Below are 17,872 nucleotides of genomic sequence, written 5' to 3' on the forward strand. Positions count from 1 at the left end.
TTTGATGCTGTACAAGTCAAATTATTTGTACAGGTTTTTGCGGCCAGATTATTTCCAGCCCATTTTCCAGCAGTCGGGGTTTTGCAGGGTTTGCCACGCCATACGCTCAGTGCGAAGGGTCATGACAGCCTGCAGTTCGATTTCCAGTACCGTGTTTTCCTCGTCACGAAACAGTTCCGTGACGAGAAAGTGTTTTTCTTTGTTTTGCGGGGACGTGGCTGTCCATTTCGACAGCAGCAGCTTGGCCGGGTTGATGCGATTCATTGCAGGTGCTCGATCAAACGTCGCGCCGCTTCCTGGCCGCTGAGCCACGCGCCTTCGACTCGACCGGACAGGCACCAGTCGCCGCACACATATAGGCCCAGGTCGGCGTCGGCGAGTACGCCAAACTCATGGGCGTTGGCCGGTCGCGCATAGAGCCAGCGGTGCGCCAGGCTGAACGACGGCGCGGGCATGGCGCTGTGCAGCAGCTCGGCGAAAGCGCCGTGCAGGTGTTCGATCACGGCCTCCTTGGACAGGTCCAGGTGCGCCTTGCTCCAGGTGCTGGTGGCGTGCAGTACCCACGTGTCCAGAGCGGTGTCGCGTCCGGGCTTGCTGCGGTTGCGCGCCAGCCAGTCGAGCGGGCTGTCTTGCACGAAGCAGCCCTCCATGGGCGTTTCCAGCGGTTTGTCGAAGGCCAGCGCGATGGCCCAGGTGGGGTCCATTTTCACCCCGGCGGCGGCACTCGCCAGTTTCGGCGCGGCGGCCAGCAGCGTGGTGGCCTGCGGCGCCGGCGTGGCAATGACCACATGGCTGAAGGGCCCGTGATGCCCGCCGTCGGCATCGAGCAGGTTCCAATGTTGCGTGCCTTGGAATACGTCGGTGATGCGGCAGCCGAACTCGACCGGCAGGTCGTCGAGCAGGGCGCGGGTGATGGCGCTCATGCGCGGCGTGCCGACCCAGCGGATTTGCTCATCGGGAGAGGGTGTGAGTTGGCCGGATTTGAAATTGTACAGCTGGGGCTTCCATTGCTCGGCCCAGCCGTTGCTTTGCCAGCGTTGCACCTCGTTGACGAAGCGCCGGTCGCGGGCAGTGAAATATTGCGCGCCCATGTCGAGTGCGCCGGCATCACTGCGCTTGCTGGACATGCGGCCACCACTGCCGCGGCTTTTATCGAAAAGTTGTACGACGTGCCCGGCTTCTTGTAACGCTCGGGCGGCGGAGAGACCGGCGATGCCGGTACCGATGATCGCGATGGGGACAGTCATGGGAGGCCTCGTTTACCGTTGGGTACAGACTACGCCGACACCAATAGCTGTACAATATCGTTTTTTGGTATAAGTTTTGGCGTACCTGATCGTGTGGCGTGACCTATGGTTAAAGCTAAGGCTAAAACCAACGTTACGCCCGATTATTAAATTGATCCCTGCTTATTAAAATAGACCAGTGATCGGCGGCGAACGTTACATGAGGAGTGTCCCATGCATATTTTGCTGACCGGCGGTACCGGTTTGATCGGTCGCCAGCTCTGCCAACACTGGCTCGCCCAGGGCCATCGCCTGACGGTCTGGAGCCGCCGCCCCGAAACAGTCGCCAGGCTCTGCGGTGCCCAGGTGCTTGGCATCGGCGAGCTGCGCGAAGTGATCGGGACGGTGGATGCGGTGGTCAACCTCGCCGGCGCGCCGATTGCCGACCGCCCCTGGACGCACAAACGCAAGGCGTTGTTGTGGAGCAGCCGTATCGGGCTCACCGAAACCCTGTTGGCATGGCTGGAAGGCCTTGCACAGAAACCGGCGGTTTTGATCTCCGGTTCTGCGGTGGGTTGGTACGGCGACGGCGGCGAGCGTGAATTGACCGAAGCCAGCGGCCCGGTGCTGGACGATTTCCCTAGCCAGCTCTGCATCGCCTGGGAAGAAACCGCCCAGCGCGCCGAAGCCCTGGGGATGCGTGTGGTGATGGTGCGTACCGGCCTGGTGCTGGCGGCCGAGGGCGGCTTTTTGTCGCGGCTGTTGCTGCCGTTCAAACTGGCGCTGGGCGGGCCGATAGGCACGGGTCGGCAGTGGATGCCGTGGGTGCATATCAAGGATCAAATCGCCCTGATTGATTTTCTTCTGCACAAGGATGATGCCAGCGGTCCTTATAATGCCTGCGCGCCACACCCGGTGCGTAACCGCGAGTTCGCCAGGACCCTGGGCCAGGTGTTGCACCGCCCCGCGTTCATGCCCATGCCGGCGTTTGCGCTGAAGGTTGGCTTGGGGGAGTTGTCCGGTTTATTGCTGGGCGGGCAGAAGGCGGTGCCCGAGCGCTTGCTGGCCGCCGGTTTCACTTTCCAGTTCACTGAGTTGCGTGCGGCCTTGGACGACTTGTCCAGCCGCCTCTAGCCATAGGATGTTGCATGACGGATCACGCGTTGTTACTGGTCAACCTGGGTTCACCGGCGTCCACTTCGGTGGCCGATGTACGCAGCTACCTGAATCAGTTTTTGATGGACCCTTACGTGATTGACCTGCCATGGCCGGTGCGGCGCCTGCTGGTGTCGCTGATCCTGATCAAGCGCCCCGAGCAGTCGGCCCATGCCTATGCATCGATCTGGTGGGACGAGGGCTCGCCGCTGGTGGTGCTCAGTCGCCGCTTGCAACAGCAGATGACCACTCGATGGACCCAGGGGCCCGTGGAGTTGGCGATGCGTTACGGCGAGCCGTCGCTGGAAACCACGCTCACCCGCCTGGCCGCACAGGGTATTCAGAAAGTCACCTTGGCGCCGTTGTATCCGCAATTTGCCGACAGCACCGTGACCACGGTGATCGAAGAGGCGCGCCGCGTGGTGCAAGAGAAAAAACTGCCTGTGCAGTTCTCGATCCTGCAGCCGTTCTACGACCAGCCGGAATACCTCGATGCCCTGGCGGCGAGCGCACGGTCGTACGTCGAGCAGGATTACGATCATTTGCTGCTGAGTTTCCACGGCTTGCCCGAGCGCCATCTGACGAAGCTCGACCCGACCGGCCAGCATTGTTTCAAGGACGCCGACTGCTGCAAGAACGCCTCTGCCGAGGTGCTTGCCAAATGCTACCGGGCGCAATGCTTCAGCGTTGCGCGTGACGTTGCCAAGCGTCTGGGCTTGCCGGACGGTAAATGGTCGGTGGCCTTCCAATCGCGCCTGGGCCGTGCGAAGTGGATCGAACCCTACACCGAGGCGCGCCTGGACGCACTGGCTCGGCAAGGCGTGAAAAAGCTGCTGGTAATGTGCCCGGCGTTTGTTGCCGACTGCATCGAGACCCTGGAGGAAATCGGCGATCGTGGTCGTGAGCAGTTCCGTGAGGCGGGGGGCGAGGAGTTGGTGTTGGTGCCGTGCTTGAATGATGACCCGCAGTGGGCGGTGGCGCTCAATACGCTGTGTGAAAGAGCGCCTCTTTCACTGTAATTGAGCCTGGCGCCCCTCCCACATTTTGATCCGTGTTACAGATTGAGGGTCAGGCTGACCGTGAAGTTGCGCGGTTCACCGGGGTTGACCCAGTAATTGCTGTAGGACCGCTCGTAGTATTTTTCATCAAACAGGTTGTTGAGGTTCAGGCCCACGGTCACGTTTTCGGTGGCCTTGTAATGAGCCAGTAAGTCCACGGTGTGGTAGGCCGGCAGTTCAAAGCTGCCGCCTGCTTCGCCCGAGCGGTCGCCCACATAGGTGAACGCCGCGCCCAGGTCTGAACCGCGCAACGCGCCATCCTGGAATTCATACACGCCCAACAGACTGCCGCTGCGCTTGGCCACGCCGAGGATGCGGCTGCCCGTTGGAATGGTTTTGTCCCCCTTGGTCACTTCGGCGTCGATGTAGGCGAAGGCGCCGATCACACGTACTGCGTCGGTGAGTTGCCCGGTCAGTTGCAGGTCAACGCCCTGGCTGCGCGCCTTGCCCATGGCACGGTTGGTGTTGGTGGCGGGATCCAGCGCCAGTACGTTTTCCTTTTCGATATGGAACGCGGCGAGGGTGGTGCTGAGGCGGTCGTCGAACAGCTCGCTCTTGATCCCCACCTCATAACCCACGCCTTCTTCGGGCTTGAAGGTGTTGCCGGTCGCGTCCAGGCCACTGTTGGGCTTGAACGAGGTCGAGGCATTGGCGAACACGCCGATTTCGGGCGTGAGCTGGTAAAGCAAGCCGGCGCGCTGGGTGAGGGCGTCGTGGGTTTGTCGGCTCTTGGCGTGGTTGCGGGTGAAATCGTCGGTGCTTTGTTCGAAGTGCTCCAGGCGCGCGCCGACCATGCCACGCAGGCGCTCGGTGAAGACAATCTGGTCCTGCAGGTTCAGCGCGTGGCTTTTGGTCTGTTCGAAGAAGTCGGTGCCGGAGCGCGCGCCGTTGGGCTTGGGCTGGCCATAGACTGGGTTGTAGAGGTCAATGGGGTAGCTGCCCGCGATCGCGGTTACGCGTTCCTTCTTGCGGTAATCCTCGTATTCGGTACCCACCAGCAGTTCGTGCTGCCAACTGCCGATATCAAACAGGCCGCGCAGTTCCAGTTGCGTGATGCTGTCATGCCAGCCCGTGGAGCGTTCGCGGTAGCGGCGGTTGAGGGTGTGGCCGTCTGCGTTCAGTGCACGGTTTTCCGAAGCGTCGCCCCACAGGCTGCCCTGTTTGTAGTGGCTGGCCAGGCGCAGTTTCCAGGCGTCGTTAAGGTGATGTTCCAGCGTGGCCTGGATGCGGTTGTTGTGGTTGTCGATGTCGCCGTCGTTGGGTTCGCCAAGGAAGGTGGAGCGGGATACGCCGGGGGCGTCGACGATGCCGCGATCAAAGGTGGAGCTGTGGCGCACGAATTCGCTTTCCACCAGCAGGTGAGTGTCCGGGTCCAGTTGCCAACTGAACGAGGGCGCGACGAACACACGTTTGCTCTGCACGTGATCGCGGAAGCTGTGGTTGTCTTCCACGGCCAGGTTGACCCGTGACAGCACATTGCCCTCGGCGTCCAGCGGTGTGTTGACGTCGAGGGCGGTGCGATAGCGGTCCCAGCTACCGGCACTGGTTTGCAGGGTGGTGAAGGCTTGCGGCTGGGGCTTCTTGGTGACGATATTCACCGTGCCGCCCGGATCGCCACGCCCATACAAGCTGGCGGCGGGGCCTTTGAGCACTTCGATGCGCTCGATATTGGCCGCATCCGGCGTGCTCGGGTAGCCCCGGTTGGCGCTGAAACCGTCCTGGTAGAACTCCGAGGTGGTGAAGCCACGCACGCTGTATTCGTAGAGTGTCAGGCCGCCGAAGTTGTTTTGCTTGGACACGCCGCCGGCAAATTCCAGGGCGCGTTCCACATTGGTACTGCCCAGGTCCTTGAGTACCGTGGCGGGAATCACGCTGATGGATTGTGGGATATCGCGCAGAGCCGTGTCGGTTTTTGTCGCGCTGGCCGAGCGGGTGGCGCGGTAGCCGTTGACCGGGCCTGTCGCGGACTCATAAGCGTCGGAGGTGACGCTGATGGTATCGAGTTCCAGGGTGTTTTCTTCGGCGAAGGCGGGGTCCAGCAGCAAACCCAGGGCAAGGCCAGCCAAGGGGGCAATTCTTCGAGACGGCATGATAGAGCGTTCCAATGTCGATATTGAAACAATATAACATGTCTAATGAGAATGAATTGCCTTGAAATATAAGGTGCCCGCACAGGAGCACCTGGAACCGCGGCTTATTCCTCTTCTTTCACCGGTGCCGGCGGCGGACGCAGGCCGATTTCCGCTGACAATTTGATCTCTTTACCGTTGCGCATCACCAGGATCGCCACCTTGTCGCTTGGCTTGATCCGTGCCACCTGGTTCATTGATTTGCGTCCGTCGCCGGCCGGTTCGCCGTTGATGTTGAGGATCACATCCCCCAGTTGCAGACCGGCTTTCTGCGCCGGACCGTCGCGGAAGATCCCTGCGACCACGATGCCAGGACGCCCGGTCAGGCCAAACGACTCGGCCAATTCCTTGGTCAACGGCTGGACTTCGATCCCCAGCCAGCCGCGAATCACCTGGCCGTGCTCGATGATCGACTTCATCACCTCCATCGCCAGCTTCACCGGGATGGCAAAACCGATGCCCTGGGAGCCGCCTGACTTGGAAAAAATCGCCGTATTGATGCCGGTCAGGTTGCCATTGGCATCCACCAGCGCGCCGCCGGAGTTGCCGGGGTTGATCGCGGCGTCGGTCTGGATGAAATCTTCGTAGCTATTTAGCCCCAGCTGATTACGCCCGGTGGCGCTGATGATGCCCATGGTGACGGTCTGGCCCACGCCAAACGGGTTGCCGATGGCCAGCGCCACGTCACCTACCCGCAAGCCATCGGAGCGGCCGAGGGTAATGGATGGCAGGTTCTTCAAGTCGATTTTCAACACGGCCAGGTCGGTTTCCGGATCGCTGCCCACCACGCGGGCCAGGGTTTCGCGGCCGTCGCGCAGGGCCACCACGATCTGGTCGGCGCCGGTGGTTACGTGGTTGTTGGTGAGGATGTAGCCTTCAGGGCTCATGATCACGCCGGAACCCAGGCTGGACTCCATGCGTCGCTGCTTGGGACCGTTGTCGCCGAAATAGCGGCGGAACTGCGGGTCTTCAAACAACGGGTGCGCCGGTTTGTTGATAACTTTGGTGGTGTACAGGTTGACCACGGCCGGCGCGGCGATGACCACCGCATCCGCGTAGGTCACCGGGCCTTGTACCACCGTAGTGGTTTGCGGGGCCTGTTGCAGGTATACATCAAGGCTTGGTAAGCCCACCCACTGTGGGAAACGCTGAATAATCAGCATCGCGATCAGCACGCCAGCCAACAATGGCCATCCAAAAAAACGCAGTGCCTTGAGCATCAAGTAAGTCCTGACAGGTTGCAGGGGGCGGGAGAGCGCCCATAATGTCGCGCATTATACGAGGCTGCGAGCACCTCGGAACCGGATATTTAGGAGTCTTTTATGGCCGTCCCCCTGACCACCCTCGTTGAGGAAGCGGACCGCTACCTCGCCAGCGCAAAAATTGCCGATTATTGCCCCAATGGCCTGCAGGTCGAAGGTCGTCCGCAGGTGATGCGCATCGTCAGCGGCGTGACCGCAAGCCAGGCCCTGCTGGACGCCGCTGTCGAAGCCGAGGCCGATCTGATCCTGGTGCACCATGGCTATTTCTGGAAAGGCGAAAGCCCCTGCATCACCGGCATGAAGCAACGCCGCCTGAAAACGTTGCTCAAGCACGACATCAGTTTGCTGGCCTACCACCTGCCGCTGGACCTGCACCCCGACGTCGGCAATAACGTGCAACTGGCCCGCCAATTGGATATCACCGTCGAAGGCCCGCTGGACCCAGGCAACCCCAAGATCGTCGGCCTGGTCGGCTCGCTCGCCGAGCCCCTGTCGCCGCGCGATTTTGCCCGCCGTGTACAGGACGTCATGGGGCGTGAGCCGCTGTTGATCGAAGGCAGCGAGATGATCCGCCGCGTCGGCTGGTGCACCGGCGGTGGCCAGGGTTATATCGACGACGCGATTGCCGCCGGCGTCGACCTGTTCCTCAGTGGTGAAGCCTCCGAGCAAACCTTCCACAGCGCCCGCGAAAATGACATCAGCTTTATCGCCGCCGGCCATCACGCTACCGAGCGCTACGGCGTGCAGGCGCTGGGCGATTACCTGGCCCGGCGCTTTGCCCTGGAGCATTTATTCATCGACTGCCCCAACCCGATCTAATTAACCCCAATCTGGGAGGGGGCTTGCCTGCATTGCAGGCCAAACTCAGGGGCATATTCATATACCGTTTCGATCTAGCCAGCTCCCTGAATAGAAGCAGGTGCTGTGCTAGCATGCCCCGCTCGAACACGGCCCGCTTGGCCGTCCATAAGATCGTTTTTCCGTGAGTAACCATGGTCGACAAACTGACGCATCTGAAACAGCTGGAGGCGGAAAGCATCCACATCATCCGCGAGGTCGCCGCCGAGTTCGACAACCCGGTGATGCTCTACTCGATCGGTAAAGACTCCGCCGTGATGCTGCATCTGGCACGCAAGGCCTTCTTCCCGGGCAAGTTGCCGTTCCCGGTGATGCACGTCGACACCCGCTGGAAATTCCAGGAGATGTACAAGTTCCGCGACAAAATGGTCGAAGAGCTGGGCCTGGACCTGATAACCCACATCAACCCCGATGGCGTGGCGCAGAACATCAACCCGTTCACCCACGGCAGCGCCAAGCACACCGACATCATGAAGACCGAAGGCCTCAAGCAGGCCTTGGACAAGCATGGTTTCGACGCCGCCTTCGGCGGTGCCCGTCGCGATGAAGAGAAGTCCCGCGCCAAAGAGCGCGTGTACTCGTTCCGTGACAGCAAACACCGCTGGGACCCGAAGAACCAGCGCCCGGAGCTGTGGAACGTCTACAACGGCAACGTCAACAAGGGTGAGTCGATCCGTGTGTTCCCGCTGTCCAACTGGACAGAGCTGGACATCTGGCAGTACATCTACCTCGAAGGCATCCCGATTGTGCCGCTGTACTTTGCCGCCGAGCGCGATGTGATCGAGAAGAACGGCACGTTGATCATGATCGACGACGACCGCATCCTCGAACACCTGTCCGACGAAGACAAAGCCCGTATCGTCAAAAAGAAAGTACGTTTCCGCACCCTTGGCTGCTACCCATTGACGGGCGCGGTGGAGTCCGAAGCCGAGACGCTGACGGACATCATTCAGGAAATGCTCCTGACGCGAACTTCCGAGCGCCAGGGCCGTGTCATCGACCACGATGGCGCAGGCTCGATGGAAGATAAAAAACGTCAAGGCTATTTCTAAGGGGCTGTCATGTCGCACGTATCTGATTTGATCAGCGAGGACATCCTCGCCTACCTGGGCCAGCACGAGCGCAAAGAGATGTTGCGCTTTCTGACCTGCGGCAATGTCGACGACGGCAAGAGCACCCTGATCGGGCGCCTGCTGCACGACTCCAAGATGATCTACGAAGATCACCTGGAAGCCATCACCCGTGATTCGAAAAAATCCGGCACCACGGGCGATGATATCGACCTGGCGTTGCTGGTCGACGGCCTGCAGGCCGAGCGTGAGCAGGGCATTACCATTGATGTTGCCTACCGCTACTTCTCCACCGCCAAGCGCAAATTCATCATCGCCGACACCCCCGGCCATGAGCAGTACACCCGTAACATGGCCACCGGTGCGTCCACCTGTGACCTGGCGATCATCCTGATCGACGCCCGCTACGGCGTGCAGACCCAGACCCGTCGCCACAGCTATATCGCCTCGTTGCTGGGCATCAAGCACATCGTGATTGCCGTCAACAAGATGGACATCAATGGCTTCGACCAAAGCGTGTTCGAGTCGATCAAGGCCGATTACCTGAAGTTCGCCGAAGGCATCGCCTTCAAGCCGAGCACCATGGCGTTCGTGCCGATGTCGGCGCTCAAGGGCGACAACGTGGTGAACAAGAGCGAGCGTTCGCCTTGGTACACCGGCCAGTCGCTGATGGAGATCCTCGAAACCGTCGAGATCGCCAACGACCGCAACTACACCGACCTGCGTTTCCCAGTGCAGTACGTCAACCGTCCGAACCTGAACTTCCGTGGTTTTGCCGGCACCCTGGCCAGCGGCATCGTGCACAAGGGCGACGAAGTCGTGGTATTGCCGTCGGGCAAGAGCAGCCGCGTCAAATCCATCGTCACCTTCGACGGTGAGCTGGAGCACGCCGGCCCAGGCCAGGCCGTGACCCTGACCATGGAAGACGAGATCGACATCTCCCGTGGCGACCTGCTGGTACATGCCGACAACGTGCCGCAGGTGACCGACGCCTTTGACGCCATGCTGGTGTGGATGGCCGAAGAACCGATGTTGCCGGGCAAGAAATACGACATCAAGCGCGCCACCAGCTACGTGCCGGGCTCCATCACCAGCATCGTGCATCGCGTGGACGTGAACACCCTGGCCGAAGGTCCGGCGAGTTCGCTGCAGTTGAACGAGATCGGCCGGGTCAAGGTCAGCCTCGACGCCGCCATCGCCCTGGACGGTTATGACAGCAACCGCACCACCGGTGCGTTTATCGTCATCGACCGTTTGACCAATGGCACCGTGGCCGCCGGTATGATCATCGCGTCGCCAGTGTCCCATGGCAGTGCGGCGCATCACGGCCAGTTGGCCCATGTCGCCACCGAGGAGCGCGCCCAGCGTTTCGGTCAGCAGCCGGCCACCGTGTTGTTCAGTGGTTTGTCGGGTGCCGGCAAGAGCACCCTGGCCTATGCGGTTGAGCGCAAGCTGTTCGACATGGGCCGCGCGGTGTTCATCCTGGATGGCCAGAACCTGCGTCACGACCTGAACAAAGGCTTGGCCCAGGACCGTGCCGGCCGCACCGAGAACTGGCGTCGTGCGGCTCACGTCGCGCGTCAGTTCAACGAAGCGGGCCTGCTGACCCTGGCCGCGTTCGTCGCCCCGGATGCCGAAGGCCGTGAGCAGGCCAAGGCGCTGATTGGTGCCGATCGTCTGCTGACCGTGTATGTGCAGGCGTCGCCGCTGGTGTGTGCCGAGCGTGATCCGCAAGGTCTGTACGCTGCCGGCGGGGATAACATTCCGGGTGAATCCTTCCCGTACGACGTGCCGTTGAATGCCGATCTGGTAATCGACACCCAGGCCCTGTCGCTGGAAGAAAGCGTCAAGCAAGTGCTGGAGCTGTTGCGTCAGCGCGGCGCGATCTAACACTCGCGGCGGTCAAATGTGGGAGGGGCGCAAGTCGAATCGTCGCACCGCCCCTCCCACATTTTGATCATCTTTTGTCTGGGAAATCGGTGTGCAGTTTTTCCAGTAACTGATCCTTCTCTTCCCACAAACGGTTGATCCAGCCTTGGAACGCCAGCCTGTACTCAGAATCCTGCTCATAGTTCTTGCCGATAAACTCAGCCGGAATCTGCACCTCTTCAAACTGCACCACCACGTCCTTCACCTTGCCGCAGAGCAAATCCCAATACCCTGGACGTCCGCCGGGGTAGTGAATGGTCACGTTCACCAGTGATTTGAGCTGCTCCCCCATGGCATCCAGCACAAACGCGATACCGCCGGCCTTTGGCTTGAGCAGATAACGGAACGGCGAGTTCTGTTGGGCGTGCTTACCCGGCGTAAACCGCGTGCCTTCGGCAAAGTTAAAGATGCCTACCGGGTTGTCGCGAAACTTCGCACAGGTCTTGCGCGTAGTTTCCAGGTCCTTGCCCTTCTTCTCCGGGTGCTTCTCCAGATAAGCCTTGGTGTAGCGCTTCATGAACGGAAAGCCCAGCGCCCACCAGGCCAGGCCAATCACCGGGACCCAGATCAGCTCCTGCTTGAGAAAGAACTTCAGCGGGCGAATACGGCGGTTGAGCACGTATTGCAGCACCATGATGTCGACCCAGCTCTGGTGGTTGCTGGTCACCAGGTATGAGTGCTGATAGTCCAGGCCCTCAAGGCCTTTGAGGTGCCAGCGAGTGCGTTGCACCAGGTTCATCCAGCCTTTGTTGTTGGTCACCCAGGCTTCGTGAGTGTGATTCATCAGCCATTCGCTGAAGCGTTTGGCAAACGGCAGCGCCTTGAACAGCGCGACGATAAACAGGAACGAACACAACAGGATCGTGTTCAGCGCCAACAACAGCGATGCGATTACCCCGCGCACGGCGGCAGGTAGAAAATCCAGCATTTAGATATCCATAGGTCGGTTGGCGGCTTGGATCGCGGTCAGGGCGATGGTGTACACGATGTCGTCCACCTGCGCGCCGCGCGGCAGGTCGTTGACCGGTTTGCGCAGCCCCTGGAGCATCGGCCCCAGGCTTACGCAATCGGCGCTGCGTTGCACGGCTTTGTGGGTGGTGTTGCCGGTGTTCAGGTCGGGGAACACGAACACCGTGGCCTTGCCGGCGACCAGGCTGTTGGGGGCCAACTGCCGCGCCACATGTTCGTTGGCGGCGGCGTCGTATTGCAGCGGGCCGTCGATCAGCAGCGAGCTTTGCTGTTCATGGGCGAGCAGGGTGGCTTCGCGGACTTTCTCCACTTCCTCGCCACTGGCCGAATCACCGCTGGAATAGCTGATCATCGCCACGCGCGGGGTGATGCCGAACGCCGACGCCGAATCGGCGCTTTGCAGGGCGATTTCCGCGAGCTCCGCGGCGCTCGGGTGCGGGTTCATCACGCAGTCGCCATACACCAGCACCTGCTCGGGGAACAGCATGAAGAACACCGACGACACCAGCGTGCAGCCCGGCGCCGTTTTAATCAGTTGCAGGGCTGGGCGGATGGTATTGGCGGTGGAGTGGATAACCCCGGACACCAGACCGTCGACTTCATCCAGCGCGAGCATCATGGTGGCGATCACCACGGTGTCTTCCAGTTGCTGCTCGGCCATCGGCGCGTTGAGGCTCTTGCTCTTGCGCAGCGCCACCATTGGCTCGACATAGCGCTGGCGGATCAGGTCCGGGTCGAGGATTTCCAGGCCTTCAGGCAACTCGATGCCCTGAGCGCGGGCCACCGCTTGCACATCCTCGGGTTTGGCCAGCAGCACACAACGGGCAATGCCCCGGGCCTGGCAGATGGCGGCAGCCTGTACGGTCAGCGGTTCGCTGCCTTCGGGCAGTACGATGCGTTTGTTGGCGGCCTGGGCGCGCTGGATCAACTGATAGCGGAACACCGCCGGCGACAGGCGCATTTCCCGTGGCGTGCCGCACCGCTGGTGCAGCCAGCGCGCGTCGAGGTGGCTGGCGACGAAATCGGTGATGATCTCGGCCCGCTCGCGGTCGTCGATCGGGATTTCCTTGTTCAGGTTGTTGAGCAGATTGGCGGTCTCGTAAGAGCCGGTGCTCACCGACAGAACCGGCAACCCAGCCTGGAACGCGCCGCGGCACAGCTCCATGATGCGCGGGTCGGGCAGGGTATCGCTGGTCAGCAGCAGGCCGGCCAGGGGGACGCCGTTGATCGCGGCCAGGCTGACGGCGAGGATGATATCGTCGCGGTCGCCGGGAGTTACCACCAGCACGCCGGGCTTGAGCAGCTCCACAGTGTTGCGCATGGTGCGCGCGCAGATGATGATTTTGGTCATGCGCCGGGTTTCATAGTCGCCGGCGTTGAGGATCTGCGCGCTCATCAGGTCGGCCACGTCGCGGGTGCGTGGCGCATTGAGTTCCGGTTGGTAGGGAATACAGCCGAGCAGGCGGAAATCCCCACTGCGCAACAGCGGCGAATGTTCTTTAAGGCGCGCCGAGAAGGCTTCCATGCTCTCTTCGGTGCGCACCTTGTTAAGGATCACGCCGAGGACTTTCGGATCTTTAGGGCCGCCGAACAGTTGCGCCTGCAATTCCACGCGGCCGGAGAGTTCGGTGAGCACTTCGTTTTCCGGCGCCGAGACCAGGATCACCTCGGCGTCCAGGCTCTTGGCCAAGTGCAGGTTGACCCGTGCCGCATAGCTGGCGCTGCGCGTCGGCACCATGCCTTCGACGATCAGCACATCCTTGCCCACCGCGGCCTGCTGATACAGCATGATGATTTCTTCGAGCAATTCGTCGAGCTGGCCGTCGCCGAGCATCCGCTCGACATGGGCCAGGCCCAAGGGCTGCGGCGGTTTGAGGCCGTGGGTGCGTGCCACCAGTTCGGTGGAGCGTTCGGGGCCGGTGTCGCCGGGGTGCGGCTGGGCAATCGGCTTGAAAAAGCCGACTTTCAGCCCGGCCCGCTCAAGGGTACGCACCAGCCCAAGGCTGATGGAGGTCAGGCCCACACCAAAATCGGTGGGCGCGATAAAAAAAGTCTGCATGCGAATTCTCTTGAGGTGCATGGCTTCGGTGGCGCTCTATGGCTGAGTGCCTACCGGGAATCAAGCGCCAAGGTTATCGTTATTCGGCCCCTGCGCACACCAGCCACAGGCGAAGGGTTGGCCTATTTTTTCCAGGCGCTGCGCGGGGTCGAGCACCCAGGCGCGCGATTGCCAGGGCGGCTGGTGGCGCAGGTGCTGGGTATGACCGCAAGACAGCTCGGCTACCCAATGAAGGTCGTCGTCCTGATGGAAGCCGGTGATCGTCGAGACCGTTGGTCGGTCCCGTTTGTCCGGGTTCTGTTCGCTTTCGGGCAAATCCTTGTTTAGACTTGTCCGTTCTTCATTCTTATGCAAAAGGTCTCGCCCCATGACGATCGCCGCTAACAAGGCTGTCTCCATCGACTATACCCTGACCAACGACGCTGGTGAGGTCATCGACAGCTCAGCCGGCGGCGCGCCGCTGGTCTACCTGCAAGGCGCAGGTAACATCATCCCAGGCCTGGAAAAGGCGCTGGAAGGCAAAGCAGTCGGTGATGAACTGACCGTTGCCGTAGAACCTGAAGATGCCTACGGCGAATACTCCGCCGAACTGGTCAGCACCCTGAGCCGTAGCATGTTCGAAGGTGTTGATGAGCTGGAAGTGGGCATGCAGTTCCACGCTTCGGCGCCGGACGGCCAAATGCAGATCGTCACCATCCGCGATCTGGACGGCGACGACGTGACGGTCGACGGCAACCACCCGCTGGCGGGTCAGCGCCTGAACTTCCAAGTGAAGATCGTGGCCATCCGCGACGCCTCCCAGGAAGAAGTGGCTCACGGCCACGTCCATGGCGAAGGCGGTCACCACCATTGATTGATATTTTGATCAGGTGGTAGCAAAAACGCCCCGACTGGTTCGGGGCGTTTTTTTATCTGAAATTCACCGCATTCCAGAAAACAAAAATGCCCCGGACCTTTCGGTACGGGGCATTTCTTAACTGTTTCACAACCTGGGTTGCGTTGCAGTTGTTACCACTTAGGCTGCAGCAGCAACGTTCAGAGCCTTGATGTGGCCATTCAGGCGGCTCTTATGGCGAGCGGCCTTGTTCTTGTGGATGATGCCTTTATCGGCCATACGGTCGATAACAGGCACAGCCAGAACGTAAGCTGCTTGAGCTTTTTCAGCGTCTTTGGTGTCGATGGCTTTAACTACATTCTTGATGTAGGTACGAACCATGGAACGCAGGCTGGCGTTGTGGCTGCGACGCTTCTCAGCCTGTTTTGCACGTTTTTTGGCGGAAGGTGTGTTGGCCACCGTCGAGCTCCTCGAAAGACTTTTTAGGAAATAGCAAACAAAATAGGCCGCGAATCATGCCGATGACTTGACGGGTTGTCAAGGGCGGCTGATGCGAACTGCTGAGTGGTCGATCTGAAGAGGCGGGTGATTTATTTCCGGCGCTTGACCTGTAAACTCGCGAGCTTTGGCTCTGTGCTGTTGCAGGCGCGCAGTATCGCATAAGTGGGCGCTTAGTTCGCCTGCTGTTTATCTATAGGCGCAAACTCTTTCAATGAATCTGCTCAAATCGTTGGCCGCCGTCAGCTCTATCACGATGATCTCCCGGGTTTTGGGATTTGTGCGTGACACCCTGCTGGCGCGCATCTTTGGGGCCAGTATGGCCACGGATGCCTTCTTTATTGCCTTTAAATTGCCCAACCTGCTGCGGCGGATTTTTGCCGAGGGGGCGTTCTCCCAGGCTTTCGTACCGATCCTGGCGGAATACAAAACCCAGCAGGGCGAGGAGGCGACCCGCACCTTTATTGCCTACGTCTCGGGCCTGCTTACCCTGGTGCTGATGCTGGTGACGATTGCCGGCATGCTCGCGGCGCCCTGGGTTATCTGGGCCACGGCGCCCGGTTTTGCCAACACCCCGGAAAAATTCGCGCTGACCACAGACCTGTTGCGCGTGACCTTTCCTTATATATTGCTGATCTCGCTGTCGTCCCTGGCCGGGGCCATCCTCAACACCTGGAACCGTTTTTCGGTGCCGGCGTTCGTGCCGACCTTGCTTAACGTCAGCATGATCATCTTTGCGCTGTTCCTCACGCCGTATTTCGATCCGCCGGTGATGGCCCTGGGCTGGGCCGTGCTGGCCGGTGGCCTGGCGCAATTGCTCTACCAACTGCCGCACCTGAAAAAGATCGGCATGCTGGTGCTGCCGCGCCTGAACCTCAAGGACACCGGCGTGTGGCGCGTGATGCGCAATATGCTGCCGGCGATCCTGGGCGTGTCGGTCAGTCAGATATCCCTGATCATCAACACTGCGTTCGCCTCGTTACTGGTGTCGGGCTCGGTGTCGTGGATGTACTACGCCGACCGTCTGATGGAGCTGCCGTCCGGCGTGCTCGGCGTGGCTCTCGGCACGATTCTGCTGCCGACCCTGGCGCGCACCTACGCCAGCAAGGACCGCCAGGAATACTCACGCATCCTTGATTGGGGCCTGCGGCTGTGCTTCGTCCTGGTATTGCCCTGTGCTTTGGCCCTGGGAATCCTCGCCGAGCCGCTGACAGTGTCGCTGTTTCAGTATGGACAATTCGACGCCCATGACGCCCTGATGACCCAGCATGCACTGGTCGCCTATTCCGTCGGTCTGCTCGGCATTATCGTGATCAAGGTGCTGGCGCCAGGGTTCTATGCGCAGCAGAACATCCGTACGCCGGTGAAAATCGCGATCTTCACGCTGATCGTCACGCAACTGCTCAACCTGGTGTTTATCGGCCCGCTGGCCCACGCCGGTCTGGCCCTGGCGATCAGCGCCGGTGCCTGCATCAACGCCGGCCTGCTGTTTTATCAACTGCGCAAACAGCAGATGTTCCAGCCGCAGCCGGGTTGGGGGGTATTTGCCCTCAAGCTGCTGGTGGCGGTGGCAATGATGTCGGCGGTATTGCTCGGCCTGATGCATGTGATGCCGGCCTGGAGCGAGGGCCATATGCTGGAGCGCTTCATGCGCCTGGGCGTGCTGGTCGTCGCTGGCGTGGTGGTGTACTTCGGGATGTTGCTGCTGCAGGGTTTCCGCCTGCGGGATTTCAATCGCAAGTCGCTGAGTTAGAGAGTTTGCCGCGATAAAGCGGCTGTTTTATCGATTCGATCCATTTGCCCTGCGCTGTTGCCTGTCGTCCGGGGCCGGGTGTGGTTATAATCGACCACTTTATGAGCAAGAAGCGCGTTATGCAGCTGGTTCGAGGTCTCCACAACCTGCGCCCCGAGCATCGGGGCTGCGTCGCCACTATTGGCAACTTTGACGGTGTTCACCGTGGCCACCAGGCTATCCTGGCCCGGCTGCGCGAGCGTGCGGTCGAGTTGGGCGTGCCCAGCTGCGTGGTGATTTTTGAGCCTCAGCCGCGGGAGTATTTCGCCCCCGAAACGGCGCCGGCCCGGTTGGCCCGCTTGCGGGACAAACTGCAACTGCTGGCTGAAGAAGGTGTGGACCGCGTCCTCTGCCTGGCTTTCAACCAGCGTTTGCAGAGCCTCAGCGCCGCCGAGTTCGTCGACCGTATCCTGGTAGATGGCCTGGGCGTACAACACCTGGAGGTCGGCGACGACTTCCGTTTTGGTTGCGACCGGGTCGGGGATTTCGAATTCCTGCAACACGCGGGTATTGCACAGGGCTTCACCGTCGAAGCCGCGCAAACCGTCGAACTCGATGGCCTGCGCGTGAGCAGTACCCAGGTGCGTAACGCCCTGGCCGCTGCCGACTTCGCCTTGGCCGAGCGTTTGCTCGGCCGCCCCTTCCGCATTGCCGGTCGGGTCCTGCACGGCCAGAAGCTGGCGCGCCAACTGGGCACGCCAACCGCCAATGTGCAACTCAAGCGCCGTCGTGTGCCGCTGACCGGCGTTTATCTGGTGAGCGTCGACATCGACGGCCAATCGTGGCCGGGAGTCGCCAATATAGGCGTCAGACCCACGGTTGCGGGTGATGGCAAGGCCCACCTGGAAGTTCACCTTTTGGATTTTGCCGGTGATTTATACGACCGGCGTTTGACGGTGGTTTTCCACCAAAAGCTGCGTGAAGAGCAGCGTTTCGCCTCCCTCGAGGCGTTGAAAACGGCGATCAATGCGGATGTCGCCGCCGCCCGTGCACTAGCCGCACCTAGCGCCCATCGCTAACCGAAGAGCCTTA

Annotated in this window: 16 protein-coding genes; 8 read left to right on the forward strand and 8 right to left on the reverse strand. The window is 60.8% G+C overall.

What is annotated here, in order from left to right; all coding sequences use genetic code 11:
• Window positions 1-48: 48 nt before the first annotated feature.
• Together V6M90_RS24760 and V6M90_RS24765 are read right to left on the reverse strand one after the other, a co-directional pair.
• Window positions 49-264, reverse strand: coding sequence for a TIGR02450 family Trp-rich protein (locus tag V6M90_RS24760; protein ID WP_003171629.1), 216 nt, complete (start codon window positions 262-264; stop codon window positions 49-51).
• Window positions 261-1,247 carry an NAD(P)/FAD-dependent oxidoreductase gene (locus tag V6M90_RS24765; protein WP_003171630.1) on the reverse strand — a complete coding sequence of 329 codons (987 nt, stop codon included), beginning with the start codon at window positions 1,245-1,247 and terminating at the stop codon, window positions 261-263. The genes V6M90_RS24760 and V6M90_RS24765 overlap by 4 nt, the downstream gene beginning before the upstream one ends.
• Window positions 1,248-1,460: 213 nt before the next feature.
• On the opposite strand from V6M90_RS24765, the gene V6M90_RS24770 reads away from it, so the two are divergent.
• Window positions 1,461-2,360 (forward strand): TIGR01777 family oxidoreductase, encoded by a 900-nt coding sequence (locus V6M90_RS24770; protein WP_003171632.1) that lies wholly within the window; start codon window positions 1,461-1,463, stop codon window positions 2,358-2,360.
• A 14-nt stretch (window positions 2,361-2,374) separates the two neighbouring features.
• Window positions 2,375-3,400 carry a ferrochelatase gene (hemH, locus tag V6M90_RS24775; RefSeq protein WP_003171634.1) on the forward strand — a complete coding sequence of 342 codons (1,026 nt, stop codon included), beginning with the start codon at window positions 2,375-2,377 and terminating at the stop codon, window positions 3,398-3,400.
• Window positions 3,401-3,435: 35 nt separating this feature from the next.
• On the opposite strand, the gene V6M90_RS24780 is transcribed toward hemH, so the two are convergent.
• Both V6M90_RS24780 and algW read right to left on the reverse strand, forming a co-directional pair.
• Window positions 3,436-5,529 carry a TonB-dependent siderophore receptor gene (locus V6M90_RS24780; protein WP_305428402.1) on the reverse strand — a complete coding sequence of 698 codons (2,094 nt, stop codon included), beginning with the start codon at window positions 5,527-5,529 and terminating at the stop codon, window positions 3,436-3,438.
• 104 nt (window positions 5,530-5,633) lie between these two features.
• Window positions 5,634-6,788: a Do family serine endopeptidase AlgW gene (algW, locus tag V6M90_RS24785; RefSeq protein ID WP_003171637.1), complete on the reverse strand. Its 1,155-nt coding sequence runs from the start codon at window positions 6,786-6,788 to the stop codon at window positions 5,634-5,636.
• Window positions 6,789-6,890: 102 nt separating this feature from the next.
• Between algW and V6M90_RS24790 the strand changes: the two genes are divergently transcribed.
• The 3 genes from V6M90_RS24790 (at window position 6,891) to cysN (ending at window position 10,648) form a co-directional block, all read left to right on the forward strand.
• A complete protein-coding gene (locus V6M90_RS24790) occupies window positions 6,891-7,649 on the forward strand; it encodes a Nif3-like dinuclear metal center hexameric protein (protein WP_332847281.1) in 759 nt (252 codons plus the stop codon).
• Between the two features lie 173 nt (window positions 7,650-7,822).
• Entirely contained in the window at window positions 7,823-8,740 is a 918-nt protein-coding gene (gene cysD, locus V6M90_RS24795) for a sulfate adenylyltransferase subunit CysD (protein WP_003171640.1), read from the forward strand.
• Window positions 8,741-8,749: 9 nt separating this feature from the next.
• The gene (gene cysN / locus V6M90_RS24800; RefSeq protein WP_332847282.1) at window positions 8,750-10,648 is read left to right on the forward strand and encodes a sulfate adenylyltransferase subunit CysN; all 1,899 of its coding nucleotides are present in this window, start codon (window positions 8,750-8,752) and stop codon (window positions 10,646-10,648) included.
• Window positions 10,649-10,715: 67 nt separating this feature from the next.
• Here the strand turns inward: cysN and V6M90_RS24805 are convergent, their stop codons facing one another.
• Genes V6M90_RS24805 through V6M90_RS24815 form a run of 3 tightly spaced genes read right to left on the reverse strand, consistent with a single transcriptional unit; the run spans window position 10,716 to window position 14,114 of the window.
• Entirely contained in the window at window positions 10,716-11,615 is a 900-nt protein-coding gene (locus V6M90_RS24805; RefSeq protein WP_332847283.1) for an acyltransferase, read from the reverse strand.
• Window positions 11,616-13,715, reverse strand: a complete 2,100-nt coding sequence (gene pta / locus V6M90_RS24810; RefSeq protein WP_141064327.1) for a phosphate acetyltransferase — start codon at window positions 13,713-13,715, stop codon at window positions 11,616-11,618.
• Between the two features lie 60 nt (window positions 13,716-13,775).
• Window positions 13,776-14,114 carry a DUF3565 domain-containing protein gene (locus V6M90_RS24815; protein ID WP_078823208.1) on the reverse strand — a complete coding sequence of 113 codons (339 nt, stop codon included), beginning with the start codon at window positions 14,112-14,114 and terminating at the stop codon, window positions 13,776-13,778.
• Here V6M90_RS24815 and V6M90_RS24820 point away from each other — a divergent pair.
• Complete coding sequence (locus V6M90_RS24820; RefSeq protein WP_003171645.1) at window positions 14,083-14,568, forward strand: FKBP-type peptidyl-prolyl cis-trans isomerase; 486 nt, start codon at window positions 14,083-14,085, stop codon at window positions 14,566-14,568. The genes V6M90_RS24815 and V6M90_RS24820 overlap by 32 nt on opposite strands.
• Before the next feature lie 162 nt (window positions 14,569-14,730).
• On the opposite strand, the gene rpsT is transcribed toward V6M90_RS24820, so the two are convergent.
• A complete protein-coding gene (rpsT, locus tag V6M90_RS24825; RefSeq protein WP_003171647.1) occupies window positions 14,731-15,009 on the reverse strand; it encodes a 30S ribosomal protein S20 in 279 nt (92 codons plus the stop codon).
• Between the two features lie 253 nt (window positions 15,010-15,262).
• Here rpsT and murJ point away from each other — a divergent pair, with 253 nt between their 5' ends.
• Window positions 15,263-16,801 (forward strand): murein biosynthesis integral membrane protein MurJ, encoded by a 1,539-nt coding sequence (murJ, locus tag V6M90_RS24830; RefSeq protein WP_003171648.1) that lies wholly within the window; start codon window positions 15,263-15,265, stop codon window positions 16,799-16,801.
• A 119-nt stretch (window positions 16,802-16,920) separates the two neighbouring features.
• Window positions 16,921-17,859: a bifunctional riboflavin kinase/FAD synthetase gene (ribF, locus tag V6M90_RS24835; RefSeq protein ID WP_042944146.1), complete on the forward strand. Its 939-nt coding sequence runs from the start codon at window positions 16,921-16,923 to the stop codon at window positions 17,857-17,859.
• Window positions 17,860-17,872: the final 13 nt, after the last annotated feature.

Origin of the sequence: Pseudomonas lactucae, assembly GCF_036688725.1 — a bacterium.
GTDB classification, from domain to species: domain Bacteria; phylum Pseudomonadota; class Gammaproteobacteria; order Pseudomonadales; family Pseudomonadaceae; genus Aquipseudomonas; species Aquipseudomonas lactucae.